Origin of the sequence: Diplocloster agilis (assembly GCF_019042275.1) — a bacterium.
GTDB classification, from domain to species: domain Bacteria; phylum Bacillota; class Clostridia; order Lachnospirales; family Lachnospiraceae; genus Diplocloster; species Diplocloster agilis.
The window spans coordinates 1-20836 of record NZ_JAHQCW010000002.1; the positions used below are offsets into that span (position 1 = coordinate 1).

Here is a 20836-nt window from a genome sequence, read left to right on the forward strand (position 1 = left end):
CGGCCTTTCACGGGAGCCTGGCCGATGCGGTTAGGCTCCCGTGAAAGGCCGGCCCTCCCCCGGAACCGCTCCCTGCGACTGTCCGCTCCGGCCCCAAGTAAAAAAGAGCCCCCCAACTGATCCAAAGGCGGAAAATGCTCCTGAAAAGGATTGAGATTGGCTGCGGATTCGACTATAATGAGAGTGTCAGTAATTTTTGATGTCATGGTCAGAAACAGTCGGGGTCGGGGGTGTCTGGTTTTTGGGCGCGGTACTGAGAACGGCTGTTGCTTCACAAAAGGTGTGGCAGATTCAAACAACAAACGAAAAGGAGTTGGGTAATCATGAACAAAGATTTACTAGCAGTGGCAGGCGGACGGAAACCGGCGGATCTTGTGGTGCAAAACGGCAAGATCGTGAATGTCTATTCCGGTGAGATTTATGACGGCGGTGTGGCGGTTTCCGGCGGACAGATCGCGGCGGTGGGGGACGTGGCGTATACGGTTGGCCCGGATACCCGTATCATTGATGCAGGCGGGAACTATATTACGCCCGGATTTATTGACGGGCATATCCATCCGGAGAGCTCAAGCCTTTCGATCCGCCCGTACGCGGAGATTATGTTAAAACACGGGACTACCGTGATCATGACCGACCTGCATGAAGTAGGCGTGGTCGGCGGACTGGAAGCCATTGAGGCGGTTTTGGATGAGGCGGCGGTGACCGATCTTAAGTTATATTTTGTGGTGCCATCCCATGTGCCGTTTTCTCCGTTTTTGGAGACCAGCGGCGGTAAATTTAATACCGAAATTATAGAAAAGGCTTTGAAACGGCCGGACGCGGTGGGACTCTCTGAGATCGTCGGTCCCTATGTGCTGGCAGGTTTCCCGGATTTATTGCAGTCTATGGATGTGGCGGTATCGATGCCCGGCAAAACGCTGCAGGGCCATCTTCCCGATATGAGCGGTCCTGCCATGAATGAATGCCTGGCGGCCGGTGTCAGTACGGATCACGAGTCCTTATCCGCAAAGGATGCTCTGGAGCGTTTAAGAGGCGGCTGTAATCTGATGATACGGGAGGGCTCCGCAGCCAGAGGACTGGCGGACTGTATCAAACCGATTATTGAGCAGAAGCTGGATACTTCCAGAGTCAGTATCGTGACCGACGATTTACATACGATAGACGCGGTGGACCGAGGACATCTGGACGACGCGGTCCGTGTGGCTTTAAATGCCGGCCTGGACTTTATCAAGGCGATCCAGATGGTTTCTCTGAACGCCGCCCGGGCTTTTGAGCTGGATCAGGAGATCGGCGGACTGGCTCCCGGTAAGAGAGCGGATATCAATATTACGACAGGGCCGGAAGATTTTAAGGTGAAGACGGTAATCGCCGGCGGGAAGCTGGTAACGGAAGATGAGAAGCTTCTGGTATCTTATCCGGTTGCGGACCATAAGCCCTGTCTTTTGAATACGATGAAGCTTAAGAACCCCATCACCGCGGACAGTTTCAAATATTATGCGCCCGAGGGAGCGAAGCGGGTTAAGGTTCAGGTGATGGATACGCTGCCCTGGATTCCCATTACTCAGGGACGTGAAGTGGAATTACCGGTTGTGGACGGTGTGATCCGGTGCGACGTTGATCAGGATGTTCTCTATATTGCCCAGGTGGAACGGTATGGTATCAACGGCAATATCGGCAAGGCTTTCATGGGAGGCTTTAACTTGAAAAGAGGAGCCATCGCTTCCTCGGTTGGTCACGATAATCATAATATCATCGTGCTGGGGACGAATTTCGAGGACATGGCTGTTGCGGTAAACCGTGTCGTAGAACTGACCGGCGGACAGGTGGCGGTCGACGGCGGAGAAGTGGTAGCGGAAGTGGCTTATCCGGTCTGCGGCCTGCTTTCGGATCTGTCTGCGGAAGAACTGGCGGCTGAGAAGAAGACGCTGATCGCGAAGATTCATGAGATGGGCTCGAACATTCCGATCCCGTTTATGTTCCTTTCCTTTATCTGCCTGGCGGCGCTGCCGATGTATGCCATTACGGACCATGGATTTATCGATGTACTGACCCAGCAGATCATTGATCCGGTGTTGGAAGTACTGGAATAAGCGGTAAGGAAAGGAGCCGGATTCATGGGACAGACATTATTGAAAAATGGATATATCGTCTCGATGAACGAGACGGAACAGGTTTATGACGGCGGAAGCGTCCTGGTGCAGGATGATAAAATACTGGCTGTGGGGAAGGTGGATCCGAAGCTGGTAGCTCCGGACGCGGAAGTAATCGAGTTAAACGGCCGCTATGTGCTGCCCGGTTTTGTCAATACCCACGTCCATACTTCCCAGCAGATCAGCCGCGGGGTCGGAGACGATGTGGACTTTATCACATGGCTGCACAAGCGTATGTGGCCTTATGAGAGCAATATGACCGAGGAGGATTCTTATTATTCCACCCTGATGTGCTGCCTGGAGCTGATCCGCTCCGGTGTCACGTCCTTCGCGGAACCGGGAGGACAGTTTGTAAGCGGCATGGTAAAAGGGGTTACAGAAGCGGGCCTGCGGGCCAAGCTGGCCAAATCTGTCATGGACTGCGGAGAGGGCCTGCCAAAAATCTGGCAGCGGACCGCGGATCAGGAACTGGAGCAGCAGGAGGACGATCTGAAGCGTTATCACAACAGCGCTGACGGGCGGGTCCAGATCTGGTTCGGCCTGCGTACGATTTTCAACAACACGGATGATCTGATCATTCGTACCAAGGAGATGGCTGACCGGTACGGTGTCGGTATCCATATGCATGTAGCGGAAGCCAAAAGTGAAGTGGAATATACCCAGGAGGTTTACGGAGAGCCTACGGTCACTCACCTGAACCGGCTGGGGGTTCTGGATAAAAATCTCCTGGCCGTACATACGGTGTGGCTGACTAATGAGGAGATCCGCATGTTCCGGGAGCACGATGTCAAGGTATCGCATAATCCGGCTTCCGCTATGCGGGTGTTGGGCTTTGCCAAGATCCCCAGAATGCTGCGGGAAGGGGTCTGTGTCTCCATCGGTACGGACGGTGCATCCTCCAGCAACCGGATGGACATCGTCGATGAGATGTGGCTGACCTCCCTGATCCACAAAGGATGGCGTCTGGATTCCACGGTAGTCCCTTCGGAGGATGTGCTGCGCATGGCCACCATCAACGGCGCCCGGGCATTGCTGGACGACCGGATCTACGGAAGCCTGACGCCGGGCAAGAAAGCGGACCTGATCGTAATCAACCCTCACGGGCCGTCCATGATGCCGGTGAACGATAAGATCGCCGCGCTGGTTACCGCCATGCATTCCACAAATATCGAAAGCACCATGTGCGATGGAAAATGGCTGATGCGCGACCGTAAGATATTGACACTGGATGAAGAAGCGATCCTCAAAGAAGCCAGCGCCAGGGGAGCCGCCATATATGACAGGGCTGGAATACATCTTCCCGACCGGTTCCCGGTCACTAAAATAGCGGACTGATTCAGGGCGGGATCGGATTCAAAAATGGGCTTCGCAGGCCATGGTTCTCCGCTATCCGGCAGAGTGCGCGGGAATCGGCTTGCGAACCCCATTTTTGATTGACAAGAGTCCGATTTAATCTTAAACTGGTAGATATTCAAATGCGGTCTGTTGGGAAGACGGACATTCCCGGACGGATCATAAAAAGGAGGGATACAATGGGAACAGCAGACAGATTTGAAAAAGTGTATAAGCAGGGTATCACGACTGTTACAGAGATCTGGGTCGATAAGAAAACCGGCGTTAATTATCTGTATCATTTAGACGGATATTCAGGCGGTTTGACACCGCTAATAGACAGAGAGGGAAAACCTGTTATCTCTCCGTTGGAATATCACGAGTGATTTCAATATGAGAAAAGCTTTTGTAAAATAGAATAACAAAAGAGAGAAGGATTGCTATGGGATATAAAGAAGATAAAAGATATGCCGGACACATGGACCAGCTCTTTAAGGTCAACCGGGTAGAGATGCTGGACGGACGCGCCGAAGGGGCCAAGCTGCTGGATGTTCAAAATGGTTCCGGAATGAATTTTTCCATTAACATCAGCCGGGGCATGGACATTCCTTATCTGAGCTATATGGGATGCAACATCAGTTTCGTATCACCCTGCGGGGTAGTAGCGCCGGAATATTTCGATGATAAAGAACTGGGATTTTTAAAGAGTTTTACAGCGGGTTTTCTGACAACCGGCGGCTTGTCCTATATCGGAGGCCCCTGTGAATATGAAGGAAAATCCTATGGACTGCATGGAAATGTAGCCAATACGCCGGCGGATACCTTCCACTATGAAATCCAGGAGGAAGACGGAAACGCATGCCTTATCGCCGGCGGTAAACTTCAGGAAGCGGTCCTCTTCGGGGATAAGCTGTCCCTAACCCGGCAGATCAAGTGCTGCTACAAAGAGAAAAAATTCACGATTAATGATACGGTGACCAACGAAGGCTATAAAAAAGCGCGCCATATGATTCTCTATCACATGAATATCGGTTATCCGCTGCTGACGCCGGAGTCAAAAATCTACATTCCTTCCAGTAAGGTGATACCCAGGACGCCTCATTCCGCAGAAGGCCTTCACTGTTGGAACCAGGCTCAGGAACCGGATCCGAACTATGAAGAGATGTGCTTTTATCACGAAATGACCTCCCCGATGCCAAAAGCGGCCATTTATAACCCGGAACTGGGAATCGGAATCTCCATCGCCTTCAAGCGTTCCGCGCTGGATCATTTTGTACAGTGGAAGATGATGGGGGCAGGGGACTATGTGATCGGTCTGGAACCCTGCAACGCGACGATTGACGGAATCGAAGACGCCATAGCAAACGGATCTTTGAAATATCTGGAGCCTCAGGAATCCGTCCGTTACCGGATTGAGGTTGAAATCCTGGAAGGGCCGGAAGAATTTGAGAAAATTCAACAGCTTTAGGAGGTTTACAAAAGGCAGCGGAGCAATAGAAAAATCCGCTGCCTTTTTTATTCCATACGAGGAAAGTGTGCCTGTGAGAATAAAAAAGTCCTTCGGGAAATCGCACTGCGGCGGAAAGGAATGCCGCTTACGCGGCCTGCCGCAGGTGGAGAGTTTCGCAAGCGAAACACTTTTCTACCGTGGCTTATGAAAACAGAAAAAAATAAAATAGAACAAAACAGAAGGATGGAAACCATGTGTGACACCATATTTTATCCGATCTTAATTTTAGATAGCAGATCAGAAATCGAAAAAGCGAAAGAATTTCAAATCCTGCATTATAATTGGGGAGGGGATTACCGTCCCAACACATACGGGCGCATGGGAGTGCTAAGAGACAAGGGGCTGGCTGTCCGGATGACCTGTGAGGAAATCCCGCCGGAGGCCGTTTGCCATACCAACAACGGACCGGTTTATCAGGACAGCGCAATGGAATTTTTCTTTTGCTTAGATTCCAGCCGGACCGGTTATTTTAATTTTGAAATAAATTCCGCCGGAGCGGTACTGGCGCAGTTCGGACCGGACCGTGCACACAGGGAATTTTTAAGCGGGGAGCTTCTTGCAACGTGCGATTGCTGTGTACAGGTCCTTGAGGATTCCTGGCAGGTAGATTTATTTATTCCATTTTCTCTTATACAGGAGGTACAGGGAAAGCCGGGGCTGACAGCAGGCGACAGGATAACCTGTAATTTTTATAAAATAAGGGAAAATCCGGATCAAATGCACTTTGCCAGCTGCTTTCCCATTGAGAATCCCACGCCGAATTTTCACCTGCCGCAGTTTTTTGGAAACGCGGTCGTGGTGGAAGCGATCTGAATCTTTTATCCCTGATGCATGACTCCATATGGAGGTTTCCTGTGTACCGGACGAAGGGACTGTGTAAAAACAGTCTCTTTTTTTATTCATGAGCATTTTTATTCGCGTGCGATTGACAAAAAACAGAAATCAACGTATAGTGATATAAGTTCTATTTAGAACATACTAAGAGAGAGGCGGTGGTATTTCTTGATCCCAAGTCCGTCCGATATCCTGTTGTCAAACCAATATGGATCGAAGGTCTATGAAAAGTTTCAGGAATCCGTCTGTGATAAATATAAGCTGACAAAGATGGAACTGGATATCCTTATGTTTCTTTACAATAATCCGGAGAAAAACAATGCCAGTGATATTGTAAAGGTGAGAATGCTGACTAAATCACACGTTTCCATTTCCATTGCCAGTCTGGTAAAAAAGAAATACCTGGCCCGTACCCCAAGCGGACATGGACGAATGGTGTATTTGGAGCTGTCAAGCCGGGCGGAGGAAGTGGTTCAAGAGGGCCTGGCCATGCAGCAGCGGTTTTGGAACGTCATGTTTGCCGGTTTTCCCGAGGAAGACAGAGAACGATTTGGAAAATATCTGCAGAAAATAGCGGAGAATTTGAATACCGCCTATCAGGAAGGCATACGAAATCAATAAACAAATGGAGGATACTATGGAACAGGAACAACAAACCAAAGTCGACCTGGGCAGCGGCAGTGTAGGCAGGCTGCTGCTGCGTCTGGCCCTGCCGACGATCATCGCCCAGATTATCAATGTACTTTATAACATCGTAGACCGCATCTACATAGGCCATATCCCTGGTCAGGGAAGTCTGGCTCTGACGGGAGTCGGCGTTACCATGCCGGTGATTATGGCTATATCCGCCTTTGCCGCCCTGGTCAGCATGGGAGGGGCTCCCCGCGCGGCCATCATGCTGGGAAAGGATAACAAGGAAGAAGCGGAAAAGATTCTCGGAAACTGTACGGTTTCCCTGGTCTTTGTAGCGGTCATTCTGACGGGGGTCTTCCAGATCTTCGGCAGGGACATCCTGATGGTATTCGGAGCCAGTGAAAATACGATCGGATATGCGAGCGATTACATGCGGATCTATACGTTAGGCACGATCTTTGTGCAGCTGGCGCTGGGCCTGAATGCGTTTATCAATACCCAGGGCTACGCCAAGACCGGTATGATTACCATAGCGATCGGCGCGGTCTGCAATATTATTCTGGATCCCATTTTTATATTCGGATTCGGTATGGGGGTCAAGGGGGCAGCCCTTGCGACAATCATTTCCCAGGCGGTTTCCGCAGTCTGGGTAGTCCGTTTTCTCTGTTCCCCCAAAAGCTATCTGCGAATACGGAAAAAGAATTTCCGTCTGGAATCCAAAATTATTCTTCCGTGTCTGGCATTGGGCCTATCCCCATTTGTGATGCAGTTTACGGAAAGCGTTCTGTCCGTATGCTTTAACACCTCGCTGTTAAAATACGGCGGTGATATCGCTGTGGGTGCTATGGCCATTTTAAGCAGCGTGATGCAGTTTTCCATGCTGCCCCTGCAGGGAATGACCCAGGGAGCGCAGCCGATCATCAGCTTCAATTATGGCGCGGGTAACTTTGAGCGGGTGGCTAAAACGTTCCGCCTGCTGTTAATCGTATGTGTGGGATATTCCTGTACACTTTGGCTTTTGTCCATGGTCACACCGCAGCTTTTGGTAGGGATGTTCACAAATGAGGCGGACCTGATGGCCTATGGGGAATGGGCGCTTCGGATCTACATGGCCGTATCCCTTCTGTTCGGAATACAGATCGCCTGCCAGCAGTCCTTTATTGCGCTTGGAAATGCAAAGACATCCTTGTTCCTGGCCGTCCTGCGCAAGGTTATCCTGCTGATCCCTTTGATTTATATTGTTCCCAATTTCGTAAATGATAAGGCGATGGGGGTATTCCTGGCCGAACCGATTGCGGATGGAATCGCCGTATTGACCACCGGGATATTATTTCTGCGGATGTTCCGAAAGTTAAAAATGCAAATGGCAGGTTATAAGAAGGTTGAAGAGAATGGATAAATAAGGGAAGCGGAGGCTAATGAAATTATGGAATGGGGCCTTATTGACTTGTCCACGTTTAAAGACTAGAATAGATATAAATAATTAAATAAAGGGAGGTTTTTACATGAAGGTAAAAAAGTTAGACCACATCGGTATCATTACCACCGCGCTGGAGGAAGTTCTTCCGGTTTATACCGAGCTGCTGGGCCTTGAGTGTCATGGGGAGGAGATTTTGCCTGGAGGGGAGGCAAAAACCGTATTTATTCCCTGCGGCGATGTGGAGTTGGAGCTTTTAGCTGCGACCAGTCCGGACAGCCAGACTGCTCAATACTTCAAGGCGAAAGGCCCCGGAATTGATCATTTTGCTCTCGAGGTGGATGATATCAATGAAGCAGTGGAATATCTGAAATCCAAAGGAGTAAAGATGGTAGATCAGGTTCCCCGCCCGGGCGCAGGAGGTTCCATGATCGCATTCATCAGTCCGGAGGATGCGGGAGGCATATCTCTGGAGCTGTGTGAGAAGCCTAAACAATAGGAATTTCTTCATGGATTTTTAACAAAAGAACGGTACAAGAAGATAAAAATACCATAAGACAGACAGGAAACCAGACGGCTAAGATGAAAGATGATATCCTCCGTAAATAAGGATTGGTCTGGAAAGATAAGCAGAATATATGTAGACGTGCAGAACCGTTAGAAACTAAATTCTACGGTTCTGTTCTTTGTCATATGCGTTTCAGATAACATTTCTCCAACAGGTTGATAAGCTTATAGAGGACCATCGCGATGATACACAGAATCACGATGGACATCATTACCCAATCCAGTTTAAACACCTGGCTTCCATAGATAATCAGGTACCCAAGTCCCCTTCTGGCCGCCAGGAACTCCCCGATGATCACGCCAACCAAAGAAAGGCCGATATTGACCTTCATATTGCTGATCAGATTCGGAATATTGCTGGGCAGTACGACTTTAAACAGGGCATGCCGTTTCCTGCCGCCCAGTGTATAAATCAATTTTATTTTCTCAGGATTCACTTCCACAAATCCCGCGTACATACTGATAATGGTCCCGAAAATAGCCACCGAAATCCCGGCTACGATAATAGTTTTTGTGTTAGCCCCAAGCCAGACGATCAGAAGCGGCGCCAGCGCCGACTTCGGCAGGCTGTTCAGCACCACCAGATAGGGTTCCATGATCTCAGAAGTTTTTTTGCTCAGCCACAGCAGCACAGCTACGGCCACCCCGATCACGTTAACCAGCATAAAGCTCACCAGCGTCTCCGCCAAAGTGATGCCGATGTGTGTAAATATAGATCCGTCCTTGGTCATTGAAATAAAAGTAGTAGCAATCCTGCTCGGACTGCTAAAGATAAAAGAATCTATAATTTGTAAACGGGTGGTGACCTCCCACAACAGCATAAATATGACAAACACCATAATTCTGGCTATCGTGACGATCCGTTTGTGCCGGATATGTTCCGCCAGGTATTTGGCCTGTGAAATGGAAAGATCATTCATCGTCATTCAGCTCCTTCCAGATGAGGTTAAAATAATCCTTAAATTCCGGTGCGTTCCGGCTTTTCAAAGCGGTACGGTCCTCCATGTCGATATGGATCGGCACGATTTTGCGTATGGAACCGGGGCGTTTCGACAGAATGATCACCCGGTCGCCAAGGCTGATGGCCTCGGAGAGATCATGGGTAACCAGGATAGCCGTCTTTTTTTCATGCTTGATAATCGAGCCGATGTCATCCCCAACGGAAAGACGGGTCTGATAATCCAGTGCCGAAAAGGGCTCGTCAAGCAATAGCAGATCCGGTTCCAAGGCCAATGTACGGATCAGAGCCGCCCGCTGGCGCATACCGCCGGAAAGCTCCGATGGTTTGGAGTCCCGGAATTTCTGGAGACCATACGTTTCCAACATGTAATCCACGTTGTCCTTATTCCGGGAGGTGAGCTTTTTCTGAATCTCAAGCCCAAGCAATACGTTACTATAAACGGTACGCCATTCAAACAGATGGTCTTTTTGCAGCATATAACCGATATTCGTGCTGGAATCGTGAATATTGGTACCGTTTAATTTAATGCTCCCGGTTTCCGGCTCAATCAGTCCGGAGATCAGGGAAAGAAGTGTGGATTTACCGCAGCCGCTGGGACCGACGATCGAAATAAACTCGCCGTCTTCCACTTGAAAAGATATATTGGACAATGCCTGCGTCTCACCGCTCATACTGTGATAGGCATAGCTGACATGGTTTAATTCCAGTAAAGGATTCATAATATTCCTCCAATCGCGTTATAATTTATCATATGACCCCAAACCCATTTTGTGAGAGAAATCTTCTGTTTTTCGCAAGATATACCGGTTGCGCAAACCCCGGCTATACGGTATGATTTCTCTAAAAGAAGGCATACCGGCCGATACATACCGGAAACACACCCACGGAGGAAAACATGAATCCAAACACAAACATAAATTATCAAAAAGAACTGGACAAACTGCTTACAACCCTTCAAAAGGAGGAGCGGGTCCCATCCCTTTTCCTGCACAGCTGCTGTGCTCCCTGCAGCAGCTACGTACTGGAATACCTGTCCGAATACTTCCGCATAACCCTATTCTATTACAATCCCAACATCAGTCCCGAAGCCGAATACCGAAAGCGCGTAGAGGAGCAGAAGCGTTTAATCGCCACTCTTCCTGCGCGCTATCCGATCTCCTTCAAAGAAGGCCCCTATGTCCCCCAGACCTTCTACGATGCCGTCAAAGGCCTGGAGCACCTTCCCGAGGGAGGAGAACGCTGCTTCATCTGCTACGAACTCCGCCTTCGGGAAGCCGCCCGCTTAGCGAAACAGAACGGCTTCGACTATTTCACAACGACACTGACAATCAGTCCCCTAAAAAATGCCGCCAAGCTAAACGAACTGGGCCAAAAAATCGGGTCCGAATACGGCATAACCTACCTGCCTTCCGACTTCAAAAAAAGAAACGGCTACAAACGTTCCATCGAACTATCCGCCGAGTACGGCCTCTACCGTCAAAACTACTGCGGCTGTGTCTTCTCCAAAAGGGATGCTGCATCTACTGTAGCTGAGCGTGGGGGCCGGGAAGGCGGATGGGCGGAGGAGCTCGGAGAGACCCGGCGGGAGCCAGGGGACGGAGGAGGAAACAGACCGGCGCCGCAAAACGCATCGGACAGACCTAAGCGGATCTAGTTACGAAGGAATCCGAACCCTTTATTCGCAGGGCCGGGGCAAACTCGCCAGAATACGGCTCAGACAGTGCCCCGGCCCTGCAGGGTTCTGATCCCTTCTCCACAAGATCCGCTAAGGTCCGTCCTCAAGCGTTTTGCGGAGCCGGTCTGTTTCCTCCCCCGTCCCCTGGCTCCCGCCGGGTCTCTCCGAGCTCCTCCGCCCATCCGCCTTCCCTACTCTAGTGACAGCTTAGTTGCAAGTGCAGATAGGCAAATTCTGTCTCTTCACTTTCAACCTTTTGGAAAAATAGAAAACAACTTATTAGCAGATTAAATTATAACCCACAATTCCCTCACAGCAGGGAGTAACTTACCGTTTTACCATAGTAGGGGGAGAAGCCTGGGGGTGTGGGACGGGATGGCCTGATGGCTGGGAACGGGGCTTCTTCGGGCCGGGATAAACATCCGGGGCGGGAAATGCTTGAGGGAGGACCTTAGCAGATCTTACGGAGAAGGGCACAAAACCCTGTGGGTCCGGGGCACTGTCTGAGCCGCTTTTTGGCGAGTTTGCCCCGGACCCGCGAATAAGGGGTTTTGTGCCTTTCGGAGTTAGATCTGCTTAGGTTCTCCCGATGCATTTCCCGCCCCGGATGTTTATCCCGGCCCGAAGAAGCCCCGTTCCCAGCCATCAGGCCATCCCGTCCCACACCCCCAGGCTTCTCCCCGGCCCATGCTATAAAACAAATAAGTTCCCCCCTTGCCTGAAACAGTAAAATTGGTTATAATAAGCAGGTAAGTTCTGGTGCACCGTTCGGTGCGGAGTATCTTTTTATCTGGCCTATTGAGGCAAATTTCCCGAGAATGTGATTGGAAAAGGAAGCGTGTAAGAGGATTGGAGGGATGCCTATTGAGGGAAAAAAGAGGTTGACAATTGGGATGGTATAGTATAATATGTTACTAGTGAAACGAACATAAGTTCGCATCTTGAAAAAGGAGAACACAGATGGTAAAAGCAGATAAATTAAAAGCGTTGGATGCGGCGTTGACGCAGATCGAGAAACAATATGGCAAGGGTTCTGTGATGAAGCTTGGAGATACCTCCGCGCATATGCAGGTGGAGACGGTGCCCACCGGGGCTTTGAGTCTGGATATCGCGCTGGGGCTGGGCGGAGTACCCAGAGGCCGGGTGATCGAAGTATATGGCCCGGAGTCCAGCGGTAAGACTACGGTTGCTTTACATATGGTAGCGGAAGTGCAGAAGAGAGGCGGGATCGCAGGCTTTATTGACGCGGAGCATGCGTTGGATCCTGTGTACGCGAAGAATATTGGAGTGGATATTGACAATTTATATATTTCCCAGCCGGACAATGGGGAACAGGCGCTGGAGATTACGGAGACTATGGTACGTTCCGGGGCGGTGGATATTATTATTGTGGACTCGGTGGCCGCGCTGGTGCCCAGAGCGGAGATTGACGGAGACATGGGTGACTCCCACGTAGGACTTCAGGCGAGGCTGATGTCCCAGGCGCTGCGGAAGCTGACCGCGGTGATCGGTAAATCCAACTGTATCGTGATCTTTATCAATCAGCTCCGTGAGAAGGTCGGCGTGATGTTCGGGAATCCGGAGACCACGACGGGCGGACGTGCTCTGAAGTTCTATTCCTCCGTTCGTCTGGACGTGAGAAGGATTGAGACTCTTAAGCAGGGCGGAGAGATGATCGGAAACCGTGTCCGGATCAAAGTGGTGAAGAATAAGATTGCGCCGCCGTTTAAAGAGGCGGAGTTCGATATCATGTTCGGACAGGGAATTTCCAGGGAAGGCGATGTCCTGGATCTGGCCGCAGAAGTGGGTATTATTAATAAAAGCGGCGCCTGGTACGCCTATAACGAAGATAAGATCGGCCAGGGACGTGAAAATGCGAAGATCTTTTTACGTGAGCATCCTGAGATTATGGCGGAAGTGGAGCGCAAGGTAAGAGAACATTATGATCTGCAGGACGTTCCGCTTGATGAAACGCCTAAGGCCGCCGCAGAGGAAGAGAAATCCTGATGGACGAGTGTAAACGGAAACAGGCGAAGGCGAAAGCCCTTCGCCTGTTAGAACATATGGACAGAACAGAGCATCAGCTTCGGGTTAAGTTAAAAGAGCAGGACTTTAACGAGCAGGAGATCGATGAGGCGGTCCGTTATGTGGAAAGCTATCATTATATAGATGATGCCCGATATGCCGCCAATTACATTGAACTGAAGGCGGAGTACAAGAGCCGGAGGCAGATAGAGCAGGCCCTGATGACCAGAGGGGTGGACCGTCAGGTCATCGCGGATGCCTTCGAGGAATATGGGAAGATAGATGAGACGCCGCAGATTGAAGCCTTCCTTCGGAAAAAGCGGGTGAACTGGCAGGAGGCCGATGAAAAAGAAATTTCGAAGCTGTATCAGGCGTTGATGCGCCGGGGATTTTCCGTCCGGGATATCCGAAGCGTCATTGACAAATACAAAAGGAGTCACTATAATGAAGAATGATAAAAGCTTTCGCATAAAGTGAAAGCTTTTAAAATGTAAAGAATTGTATGAAGAAAACGTAAAGAACGTAAAATCCTCGCAAAGAGAATCCCGAAAGGATGTGTAATTCCATGGAAAGTGGGCCCTATCGAAGTTGTAGCGTGCATAAGTTAAACCATACTGTGAAATAGCTAAGATAAGATGGGCCTTTGCTTACATTGTCTTATTTTAGTCTGTTTCCGTGAACGAAAAAAATAAGACAATGGGAAGGAGTTACGGATCATGATAAAGATTTTCAGAACCATCGACGGAGGAATTCATCAGGTAAACGAGGCGCAGGAAGGATGCTGGGTGGCACTGGTGAATCCCACGGCGACAGAATTGCTGGAGATATCCGAGCAATATGGGATCGAGGTCGACGACCTTCGGGCTCCTCTGGATGAAGAGGAGCGCTCCCGTATCGAGGTGGAGGATAACTACACCCTGATTTTAGTGGATATCCCTGTTATTGAGGAGCGCAATGAAAAAGACTGGTATGTGACCATTCCTATGGGTATTATCGTCACCGATGAAATGATCTTTACGGTCTGCCTGGAGGATACGCCGATTTTGGGCGCTTTCATGGACGGCCGGGTGAGAAATTTCTATACCTATAAGAAAACCAGATTTATTTTGCAGATTCTGTACAAAAATGCCACGATGTTCCTGCACTATCTGAGAATTATCGATAAAAAGAGTGAAGTCATCGAGCATAAACTTCATGTGTCCACTAAGAATCGGGAACTGATCGAGCTTCTGGAGTTGGAGAAGAGTCTGGTGTACTTTACCACATCCCTTCGTTCCAATGAAGTGGTGCTTGAGAAGCTGCTGAAAGTGGAGAGTATCAAGCATTATCCGGAGGATACGGAGCTGTTGGAGGATGTTATTATCGAGAATAAGCAGGCGATTGAGATGGCCAATATTTACAGCGGTATCTTGAGCGGAATGATGGACGCGTTTGCATCGGTTATTTCCAACAACCTGAATATCGTTATGAAGGTGCTGGCAACCATTACGATTGTTATGTCCATACCGACCATGATCGCCAGTTTTTATGGCATGAATGTTAATTCGGCCGGTATGCCCGGAGCGTCCAGTCCTTACGGCTTTGCTTATGTCATTATCTTTTCCCTTGTTGTTACCCTGATCGCCGCATTTATTCTGGCTAAAAAGGACTTGTTCTGATTCACATTTGTTCCGACAAATGCATGTTCTGACAAACATAAAGAGGTGTGCCTATGAAATTTTTGAATAAACTGGAACGGAAATTTGGCAAATACGCGATTCATAACCTGATGTACTACATTATCATTTTATACGGTTTTGGTTTTTTACTTGCCTGGTTTGGCGGAGATTTTTATTATCAATATTTAAGCCTGGATGCTTCGAAGATTCTTCAGGGCCAGATCTGGAGGATTGTGACGTTTTTAATCCAGCCGCCCAGCACCAGTCTGCTGTTTGTGGTATTTGCCCTGTATTTGTATTATATGATCGGCAGTTCACTGGAGAATACCTGGGGAGCTTTCCGGTTCAATTTGTATTTCTTCACCGGGGTTTTATTACATGTCATCGTTGCGATTTTGCTATACCTGTTTACCGGGCGCGTTTATCTGCTGGGAACTTCCTATATTAATATGTCTTTGTTCTTTGCGTTTGCGGCGCTGTATCCCAATATGGAATTTTTGCTGTTCTTTGTCCTGCCGATTAAGGTGAAGTGGCTGGCTATACTGGACGCCGTATTCTTTGCCGTGTCCATCGTGGGCGGTTTCATCGGCGGCTCTCCGGCCACCAGTATCGCAGCGATCATATCACTGGGGAATTTCCTGATGTTCTATTTTGCAACCAGAAACTATCAGCGGGTTTCCCCAAAGGAAATTCAGAGAAAGAAAAAATATAAAAGAGAAATCCATGCGTCCACCAGCGGTCCGAAGCATAAATGTGCGGTCTGCGGGCGTACGGAGTTAGACGGAGATAATCTGGAGTTCCGTTTCTGTACCAAATGTGATGGAAGCTATGAGTATTGCCAGGATCACCTGTTTACTCATGAGCATATCAAAAAACATTGATATACTGTTTAGTTTGGAGGAGTTTATGAAAAAAACGAAAATCATCTGTACAATGGGGCCAAATACCAATGACAGGGAGTTATTGAAGAAATTGGCCTTGAATGGAATGGACATTGCCAGGTTTAACTTTTCTCACGGCGATTACGAAGAGCAGCTGCACCGGATCAATCTTTTAAAGAGTGTCAGAGAAGAGATCGGCCGTCCGATCGCTATGCTGCTGGATACCAAAGGCCCGGAGATCCGTACCGGCATTATGGCCGGTGACCGGAAGGTGCGCTTGAAAGAAGGAGATACCTATATACTGACAACGGATAAAGTGGAAGGCGGAAGCCATCGCTGTTCCGTGACCTATCCGGGACTTGTGGAAGATCTAAGCGTGGGCAACCGTATCCTGATCGACGATGGTTTGATTGAACTTCAGGTTCAGGAGCTGACGCAGAAGGATATCATCTGTACCGTGGTCAACGGCGGAGAGCTGGGGCAGAAAAAAGGAGTCAATGTGCCGAACGTCAGCGTAAAGCTGCCGGCGCTTACCCAGAAGGATAAAGATGATATTTTATTCGGAATCGAGCAGGGCTTTGATTTTATCGCAGCATCCTTTGTTCGGTCCGCGGCTTGTGTGAAAGAAATCAAGGAGCTGTTAAAAGAACACGGAGCCGGATACATTCCCGTCATATCGAAGATTGAGAATGCGGAAGGAATTCAGAATTTTGATGAAATTATGTACTGCAGCGATGGCATTATGGTAGCCCGGGGGGATCTGGGCGTGGAGATTCCCGCGGAGGAGGTTCCCTACCTGCAAAAACAGATCATCAAAAAATGTAATGATAACTATAAGCCGGTGATAACCGCCACACAGATGCTGGATTCCATGATCCGAAACCCGCGCCCCACCAGAGCGGAAGTAACGGACGTGGCCAATGCGATCTACGACGGCACCGACGCGGTCATGCTCTCCGGGGAGACAGCCATGGGCAAATATCCCGTGGAGGCGCTTAAGATGATGTCCAAGATCGCAGAGTTCACAGAATCCAATGTGGATTATGAGCAGTTAATGGAGCACAAAAAAATGCACCGCAAGAATAATATTTCCAGCGCGGTGGCCTACTCCTCGGTGGCAACCGCCGCCAATCTGGGCGCCAAATGCATCGTTACCCCGACGGTATCCGGCGCCACGGCCCGGATGATGTCCAAATTCCGTCCCAAGGTGAATATCATCGGCGTATCCCCCAACGAAGCCACCCTTCGTAAAATGCAGATTTACTGGGGCGTGTATCCGCTTCTTTCCGTGGAGGAAGATACGACGGAAGAAATCATGGACCGGGCGGTTGAGCTTGCAAAAGAGCAGCAATTTGTCGAAAAGGGAGACATCGTTGTGCTGACAGCCGGTATCCCGTCTACCAATGTGCAGGCCGGAAAAGGCAGCATGAGCAATACCATGCGCGTGGTCATTATCGACTGATACCAAATACTGACATGTCCCTTTCGGATTTTTTCTTGAAAATGCGCACATACTAGAGTATAATAATTTTAGAGCGAATAGCGAGAAGCAATTGTTCGTGTAATTCCTGAAATGTTCGACAATCCTGCAATTTTGAACCTACATTTTCTTTTATGGGATTCCTATATTGCCCGTTCTGATGTCAGGCCGTCATTACGCAGCGGAAGGCAGATGACGGGTTGCGGTCGCCCACCTAGCTGTGGCTAGGAGTCAAAATAGCAGGAAACGGCATTTTGGGGTAACAAAAGAAGAAAGCAGCTGTTTTCGGACAGCTGCTCTTTTTTTGTTCCATAGGTAAATATGACCGGGCAGCCCGTCCAATAGTTTGCATAAAACACCGGGCTGTGTAATATATTTTATATATCATAAAAAAGGACAGGTATCTTATGAACAACAAGGTGAAATATAAACTGACGCTGATCCTGCTTGGAATCCTGGTTATCTTGTTCATCATGATCAGCCAGCTGATACCAAAAAAAGAGACGGTTCCGAAACCGGAAGAACCTGAAAAGCCGCTGGCCAACGCTGAGCTGTTCATTTTAGGGACCGCTGCGTCCATAGAAGGTCTGGAAGAGAACCAAGTCTATACCGATCAGGGACTCTTTCTCAATCAGACGGGAGAGGATCTGGAGCAGTACCGGATGCAGAACATCCAGGTCGTGTTAAAGGACGGCGTCATCGAGGCTGTCTGCGGGACCCTTGAAAAAGAGACCACATTAGTGAATGTATGGATTACCGGGCCCACAGAAAATGGATTCCGGATTTTTGTTGACGGCTATTACATAAATTTTGAAGGAGATAAACCTACCCAGGATGTCAACGGAGTCCTGGGCGATGTGGTGGTCGCCTATGAGAAAGTGACACAGCTGCGTATCAAACAGGACACCATTTCCGGACGTATCCTGTCCGTCCAGCTGGACGGTGTGGAGATCGAAGGCTACGGCCTGGTTCCCTTCTCGGATCAGTTCCGCCTGTATCAGATCTATGGACAGCTGGCGCAAAAAGAACTGGTCAACCTGGTAGTCGGATACGACATAACCGAATTCGTTGTGGCGGAAGGCAAGCTATGCGCCGGACTGATAAATAAACCGCTGACCATGGATCACATCCGGGTCCTGATCAAAACCAACGATTACGCGGATATCTTCCACAGCCAGGTACAATTGTCCGGGAACAACGGGTTTACGATCCAATATGGGCAAAACACAGAGGAGCACGCGGCGCTTGAGAGTGTCACCATCGCTGCGGACAGTCCCTACTGGGAAGAAAACCGCATTCTGCTTACCCCTGCGGATGGCGGTACCCTGACGTTAGAATCCATAACCAGGAACCAGGGCAATCCCAGCTACGCAGGAACCCTGGAAATCCGCAGAGAAGACGGCGGCCTTGTCATCGTCAACGATATTCCGCTGGAAGAATATCTCTATGGAGTCCTTCCAAGCGAGATGCCTTCCAGCTACGGCCTGGAGGCATTAAAGGCCCAGGCGGTCTGCGCCAGGAGCTATGCGTATAATCAGATCCTGAACAGCGGCTATCCCCAGTACGGAGCCCACGCCGACGACAGTGTCAAATTCCAGGTATACAACAATCTGCCTCAAACCCCGGAGGTGGTGCAGGCAGTTGACGAAACACGTGGAATTGTAGCCGCCTACGAAGATACGGTTATTACAGCCTATTATTTTTCCACCTCCTGCGGCCATACCACCGACGGCTGTATATGGAATCCGGAGAGCAACGATTCCACTCCATACCTGCAGGGCAAATTTTCCGGCGACGAGCAGCCGGAACAGGATCTTACACAGGAAGACGCTTTCCGGGCCTTCATCGAAAATACCGACTATGCTTCCTACGACAGTCAGGAGAGCTGGTACCGCTGGAAGGTACGGATTCCCGCAGCCGGCCTGACCGAAAACATGAAAGCCTTCGGCAATATCGGCGCCGTGAAAAGTATGGCCATTACAAAAAGAGGAGCCGGCGGCGTAGCTGCGGAGCTAAGCGTCCAGGGCACCGAAGGAAACATCGTGATCACCAAAGAGTATGACATCCGCGGAGCACTGTCGCCAAAAGGCTGCACAGTTACCCGGATGGACGGTTCCGAGGTGGAAGGCTCCTCGCTTCTGCCAAGCGGCTATATCATCTTAAGCCCGGTTATGGAACAGGATCAGCTGACTGCCTATGATATTACCGGAGGCGGCTACGGCCACGGAGCCGGAATGAGCCAGAACGGGGCGAAGTTCATGGCCTCCCAGGGCAAATCCTATCAGGATATCCTGCAGTTTTATTATAGCGGAATTAATTTTAAGCAGCTGTATTAGCGGCGAAGCCATATTGATCCGGTCGTGAGGCGGGGCATGCGGATACTGCGGGTCACCCCGGCGTCCCATCTCACGACCGTCTTCCATATTGGACGCTTCGGGACCGGCATCTTGGTATCGCATTCATTTTCGAATATGCTCATAAAGAAAAACTTCACACATGTCCTTCCTTGCAGTTTTAGTGAAATCATGGTATGATTTTTTAACAGCAGTTTCAGAGGAAGGAAAAATGTATGTACCTCATTTATATTATTCGGGATTTTAGTAAAAGGCTATCGAAAGACCATGTAAGTGCTTATTCCGCGCAGGCGGCCTTTTTTATCATGTTGTCTTTCTTCCCTTTTATGATGCTGCTGCTGTCGCTGGTCCAGTATCTGCCCATCGGCAAGCAGGATATCTTTAACGTGATAAAAAGTGTGACGCCGGTTTCTTTTAAATCCACGGTTATTATGATTGTAGATGAATTGTATGATAAGACCGTTACGGTGGTATCCTTATCCGCTGTGGTGGCGGTCTGGTCTTCGGCGAGAGGGATCATGTCCATTGCAGGAGGACTAAACTCGGTCAATGGAGTCAGTGAAACCAGAAATTATATATTCATCCGGATACGGGCGGCTTTTTATACCGTTTTGTTTATTATTACTTTGCTGCTGACATTTGGCCTGCTGATATTCGGGAACTGGATTCTGGGATTTATAGAGGAGCATATTCCGGGAATTCAGGGGACCTTTTCTTTTTTGATTCAGTTTCGGTCGCTGATTATGGTGCTGGTGCTGATGTTCTTCTTTACCTTGATGTACAAATTTCTGCCAAACCGTAAAGCGGGAATGTTTGCCCAATTCCCCGGGGCTCTTTTTACCGCCATCGGCTGGATGGCGTTTTCATTCGGTTTTTCCATCTATATCAACTACTTCACTGATTTTTCCAAAATATATGGAAACCTGACGACAATTATTGTGGCAATGCTGTGGCTGTATATCAGTATGTACATTCTGCTGATCGGCGCGGAAATAAATTCTTATTTTGCGACGGAAATCCGGCTGTTTCAGGCGAGGAGACGTAAAAAATCGGAAAAAGGAGAAAAGTAGGGCCGACTTTAACAGACTGACTCCAAAAGAAATTTAATCTTGACAATTCACCGCATCGTGTATAGAATATAGGAGATAAGAAAAGGCTGTGAAGGTGTTTAGTAGAAACTCATTTTCCTGCAGAGAGAGGGAGTCACCGGCTGTAAGCTTCCTCAGGTTCAGATGAGCGACGAATTTCCCACCGGAGCTGCATTTCCGAAAATCCAGTAAGAAATGCCGTAACCTGTGCGTTAAACAGATGACAAGTGCCCGGGCAATATACCGGGAATTAGGGTGGTACCACGGATAT

General features: G+C 49.2%; 18 protein-coding genes, 1 other RNA gene and 1 other annotated feature (1 of these 20 cut by a window edge). Of the genes, 17 read left to right on the plus strand and 2 right to left on the minus strand.

Translation table 11 applies throughout. The features are described 5' to 3' along the window. The first annotated feature begins 323 nt into the window (after positions 1-323). The 8 genes from KTH89_RS01465 (at position 324) to mce (ending at position 8375) form a co-directional block, all read left to right on the plus strand. Positions 324-2090, plus strand: a complete 1767-nt coding sequence (locus KTH89_RS01465; RefSeq protein WP_238720351.1) for an adenine deaminase — start codon at positions 324-326, stop codon at positions 2088-2090. Positions 2091-2114: 24 nt separating this feature from the next. Beyond that, on the plus strand, positions 2115-3485 hold the full coding sequence (locus KTH89_RS01470; protein WP_158344261.1) for an amidohydrolase: 1371 nt from the start codon (positions 2115-2117) through the stop codon (positions 3483-3485). A gap of 197 nt (positions 3486-3682) precedes the next feature. Continuing rightward, the gene (locus KTH89_RS01475; protein WP_238720352.1) at positions 3683-3868 is read left to right on the plus strand and encodes a DUF6440 family protein; all 186 of its coding nucleotides are present in this window, start codon (positions 3683-3685) and stop codon (positions 3866-3868) included. Between the two features lie 56 nt (positions 3869-3924). Continuing rightward, positions 3925-4950, plus strand: coding sequence for an aldose 1-epimerase family protein (locus KTH89_RS01480; protein WP_238720354.1), 1026 nt, complete (start codon positions 3925-3927; stop codon positions 4948-4950). Positions 4951-5184: 234 nt separating this feature from the next. Beyond that, positions 5185-5805 carry a carbohydrate-binding family 9-like protein gene (locus KTH89_RS01485; RefSeq protein WP_238720355.1) on the plus strand — a complete coding sequence of 207 codons (621 nt, stop codon included), beginning with the start codon at positions 5185-5187 and terminating at the stop codon, positions 5803-5805. 189 nt (positions 5806-5994) lie between these two features. Next, entirely contained in the window at positions 5995-6447 is a 453-nt protein-coding gene (locus KTH89_RS01490) for a MarR family winged helix-turn-helix transcriptional regulator (RefSeq protein ID WP_238720356.1), read from the plus strand. A 16-nt stretch (positions 6448-6463) separates the two neighbouring features. Then, positions 6464-7858: an MATE family efflux transporter gene (locus tag KTH89_RS01495; RefSeq protein WP_238720357.1), complete on the plus strand. Its 1395-nt coding sequence runs from the start codon at positions 6464-6466 to the stop codon at positions 7856-7858. Between the two features lie 106 nt (positions 7859-7964). Then, entirely contained in the window at positions 7965-8375 is a 411-nt protein-coding gene (gene mce / locus KTH89_RS01500) for a methylmalonyl-CoA epimerase (protein WP_158344255.1), read from the plus strand. A 190-nt stretch (positions 8376-8565) separates the two neighbouring features. Here the strand turns inward: mce and KTH89_RS01505 are convergent, their stop codons facing one another. Continuing rightward, on the minus strand, positions 8566-9363 hold the full coding sequence (locus KTH89_RS01505) for an ABC transporter permease (RefSeq protein ID WP_158344279.1): 798 nt from the start codon (positions 9361-9363) through the stop codon (positions 8566-8568). Then, positions 9356-10123 carry an ABC transporter ATP-binding protein gene (locus tag KTH89_RS01510; protein ID WP_158344254.1) on the minus strand — a complete coding sequence of 256 codons (768 nt, stop codon included), beginning with the start codon at positions 10121-10123 and terminating at the stop codon, positions 9356-9358. The genes KTH89_RS01505 and KTH89_RS01510 overlap by 8 nt, the downstream gene beginning before the upstream one ends. Positions 10124-10299: 176 nt before the next feature. Between KTH89_RS01510 and KTH89_RS01515 the strand changes: the two genes are divergently transcribed. The 9 genes from KTH89_RS01515 (at position 10300) to KTH89_RS01555 (ending at position 20547) form a co-directional block, all read left to right on the plus strand. Further along, complete coding sequence (locus KTH89_RS01515) at positions 10300-11058, plus strand: epoxyqueuosine reductase QueH (protein WP_238720358.1); 759 nt, start codon at positions 10300-10302, stop codon at positions 11056-11058. A 981-nt stretch (positions 11059-12039) separates the two neighbouring features. Continuing rightward, a complete protein-coding gene (gene recA / locus KTH89_RS01520) occupies positions 12040-13086 on the plus strand; it encodes a recombinase RecA (protein WP_158344252.1) in 1047 nt (348 codons plus the stop codon). Further along, positions 13086-13559: a regulatory protein RecX gene (locus KTH89_RS01525; RefSeq protein ID WP_158344251.1), complete on the plus strand. Its 474-nt coding sequence runs from the start codon at positions 13086-13088 to the stop codon at positions 13557-13559. The genes recA and KTH89_RS01525 overlap by 1 nt, the downstream gene beginning before the upstream one ends. A 261-nt stretch (positions 13560-13820) precedes the next feature. After that, positions 13821-14762: a magnesium transporter CorA family protein gene (locus tag KTH89_RS01530; protein ID WP_158344250.1), complete on the plus strand. Its 942-nt coding sequence runs from the start codon at positions 13821-13823 to the stop codon at positions 14760-14762. A gap of 53 nt (positions 14763-14815) precedes the next feature. Further along, a complete protein-coding gene (locus KTH89_RS01535) occupies positions 14816-15643 on the plus strand; it encodes a rhomboid family intramembrane serine protease (protein ID WP_158344249.1) in 828 nt (275 codons plus the stop codon). A gap of 25 nt (positions 15644-15668) precedes the next feature. Then, positions 15669-17105 (plus strand): pyruvate kinase, encoded by a 1437-nt coding sequence (pyk, locus tag KTH89_RS01540; RefSeq protein WP_158344248.1) that lies wholly within the window; start codon positions 15669-15671, stop codon positions 17103-17105. Between the two features lie 100 nt (positions 17106-17205). Then, positions 17206-17388, plus strand: a non-coding RNA gene (gene ssrS / locus KTH89_RS01545) — 6S RNA. Positions 17389-17530: 142 nt separating this feature from the next. Next, positions 17531-19459 carry a SpoIID/LytB domain-containing protein gene (locus KTH89_RS01550; RefSeq protein WP_238720360.1) on the plus strand — a complete coding sequence of 643 codons (1929 nt, stop codon included), beginning with the start codon at positions 17531-17533 and terminating at the stop codon, positions 19457-19459. A 233-nt stretch (positions 19460-19692) separates the two neighbouring features. Then, positions 19693-20547, plus strand: coding sequence for a YihY/virulence factor BrkB family protein (locus KTH89_RS01555; protein ID WP_158344246.1), 855 nt, complete (start codon positions 19693-19695; stop codon positions 20545-20547). A gap of 79 nt (positions 20548-20626) precedes the next feature. After that, positions 20627-20836 (plus strand) — a binding site (T-box leader) (it continues 15 nt past the right edge of the window).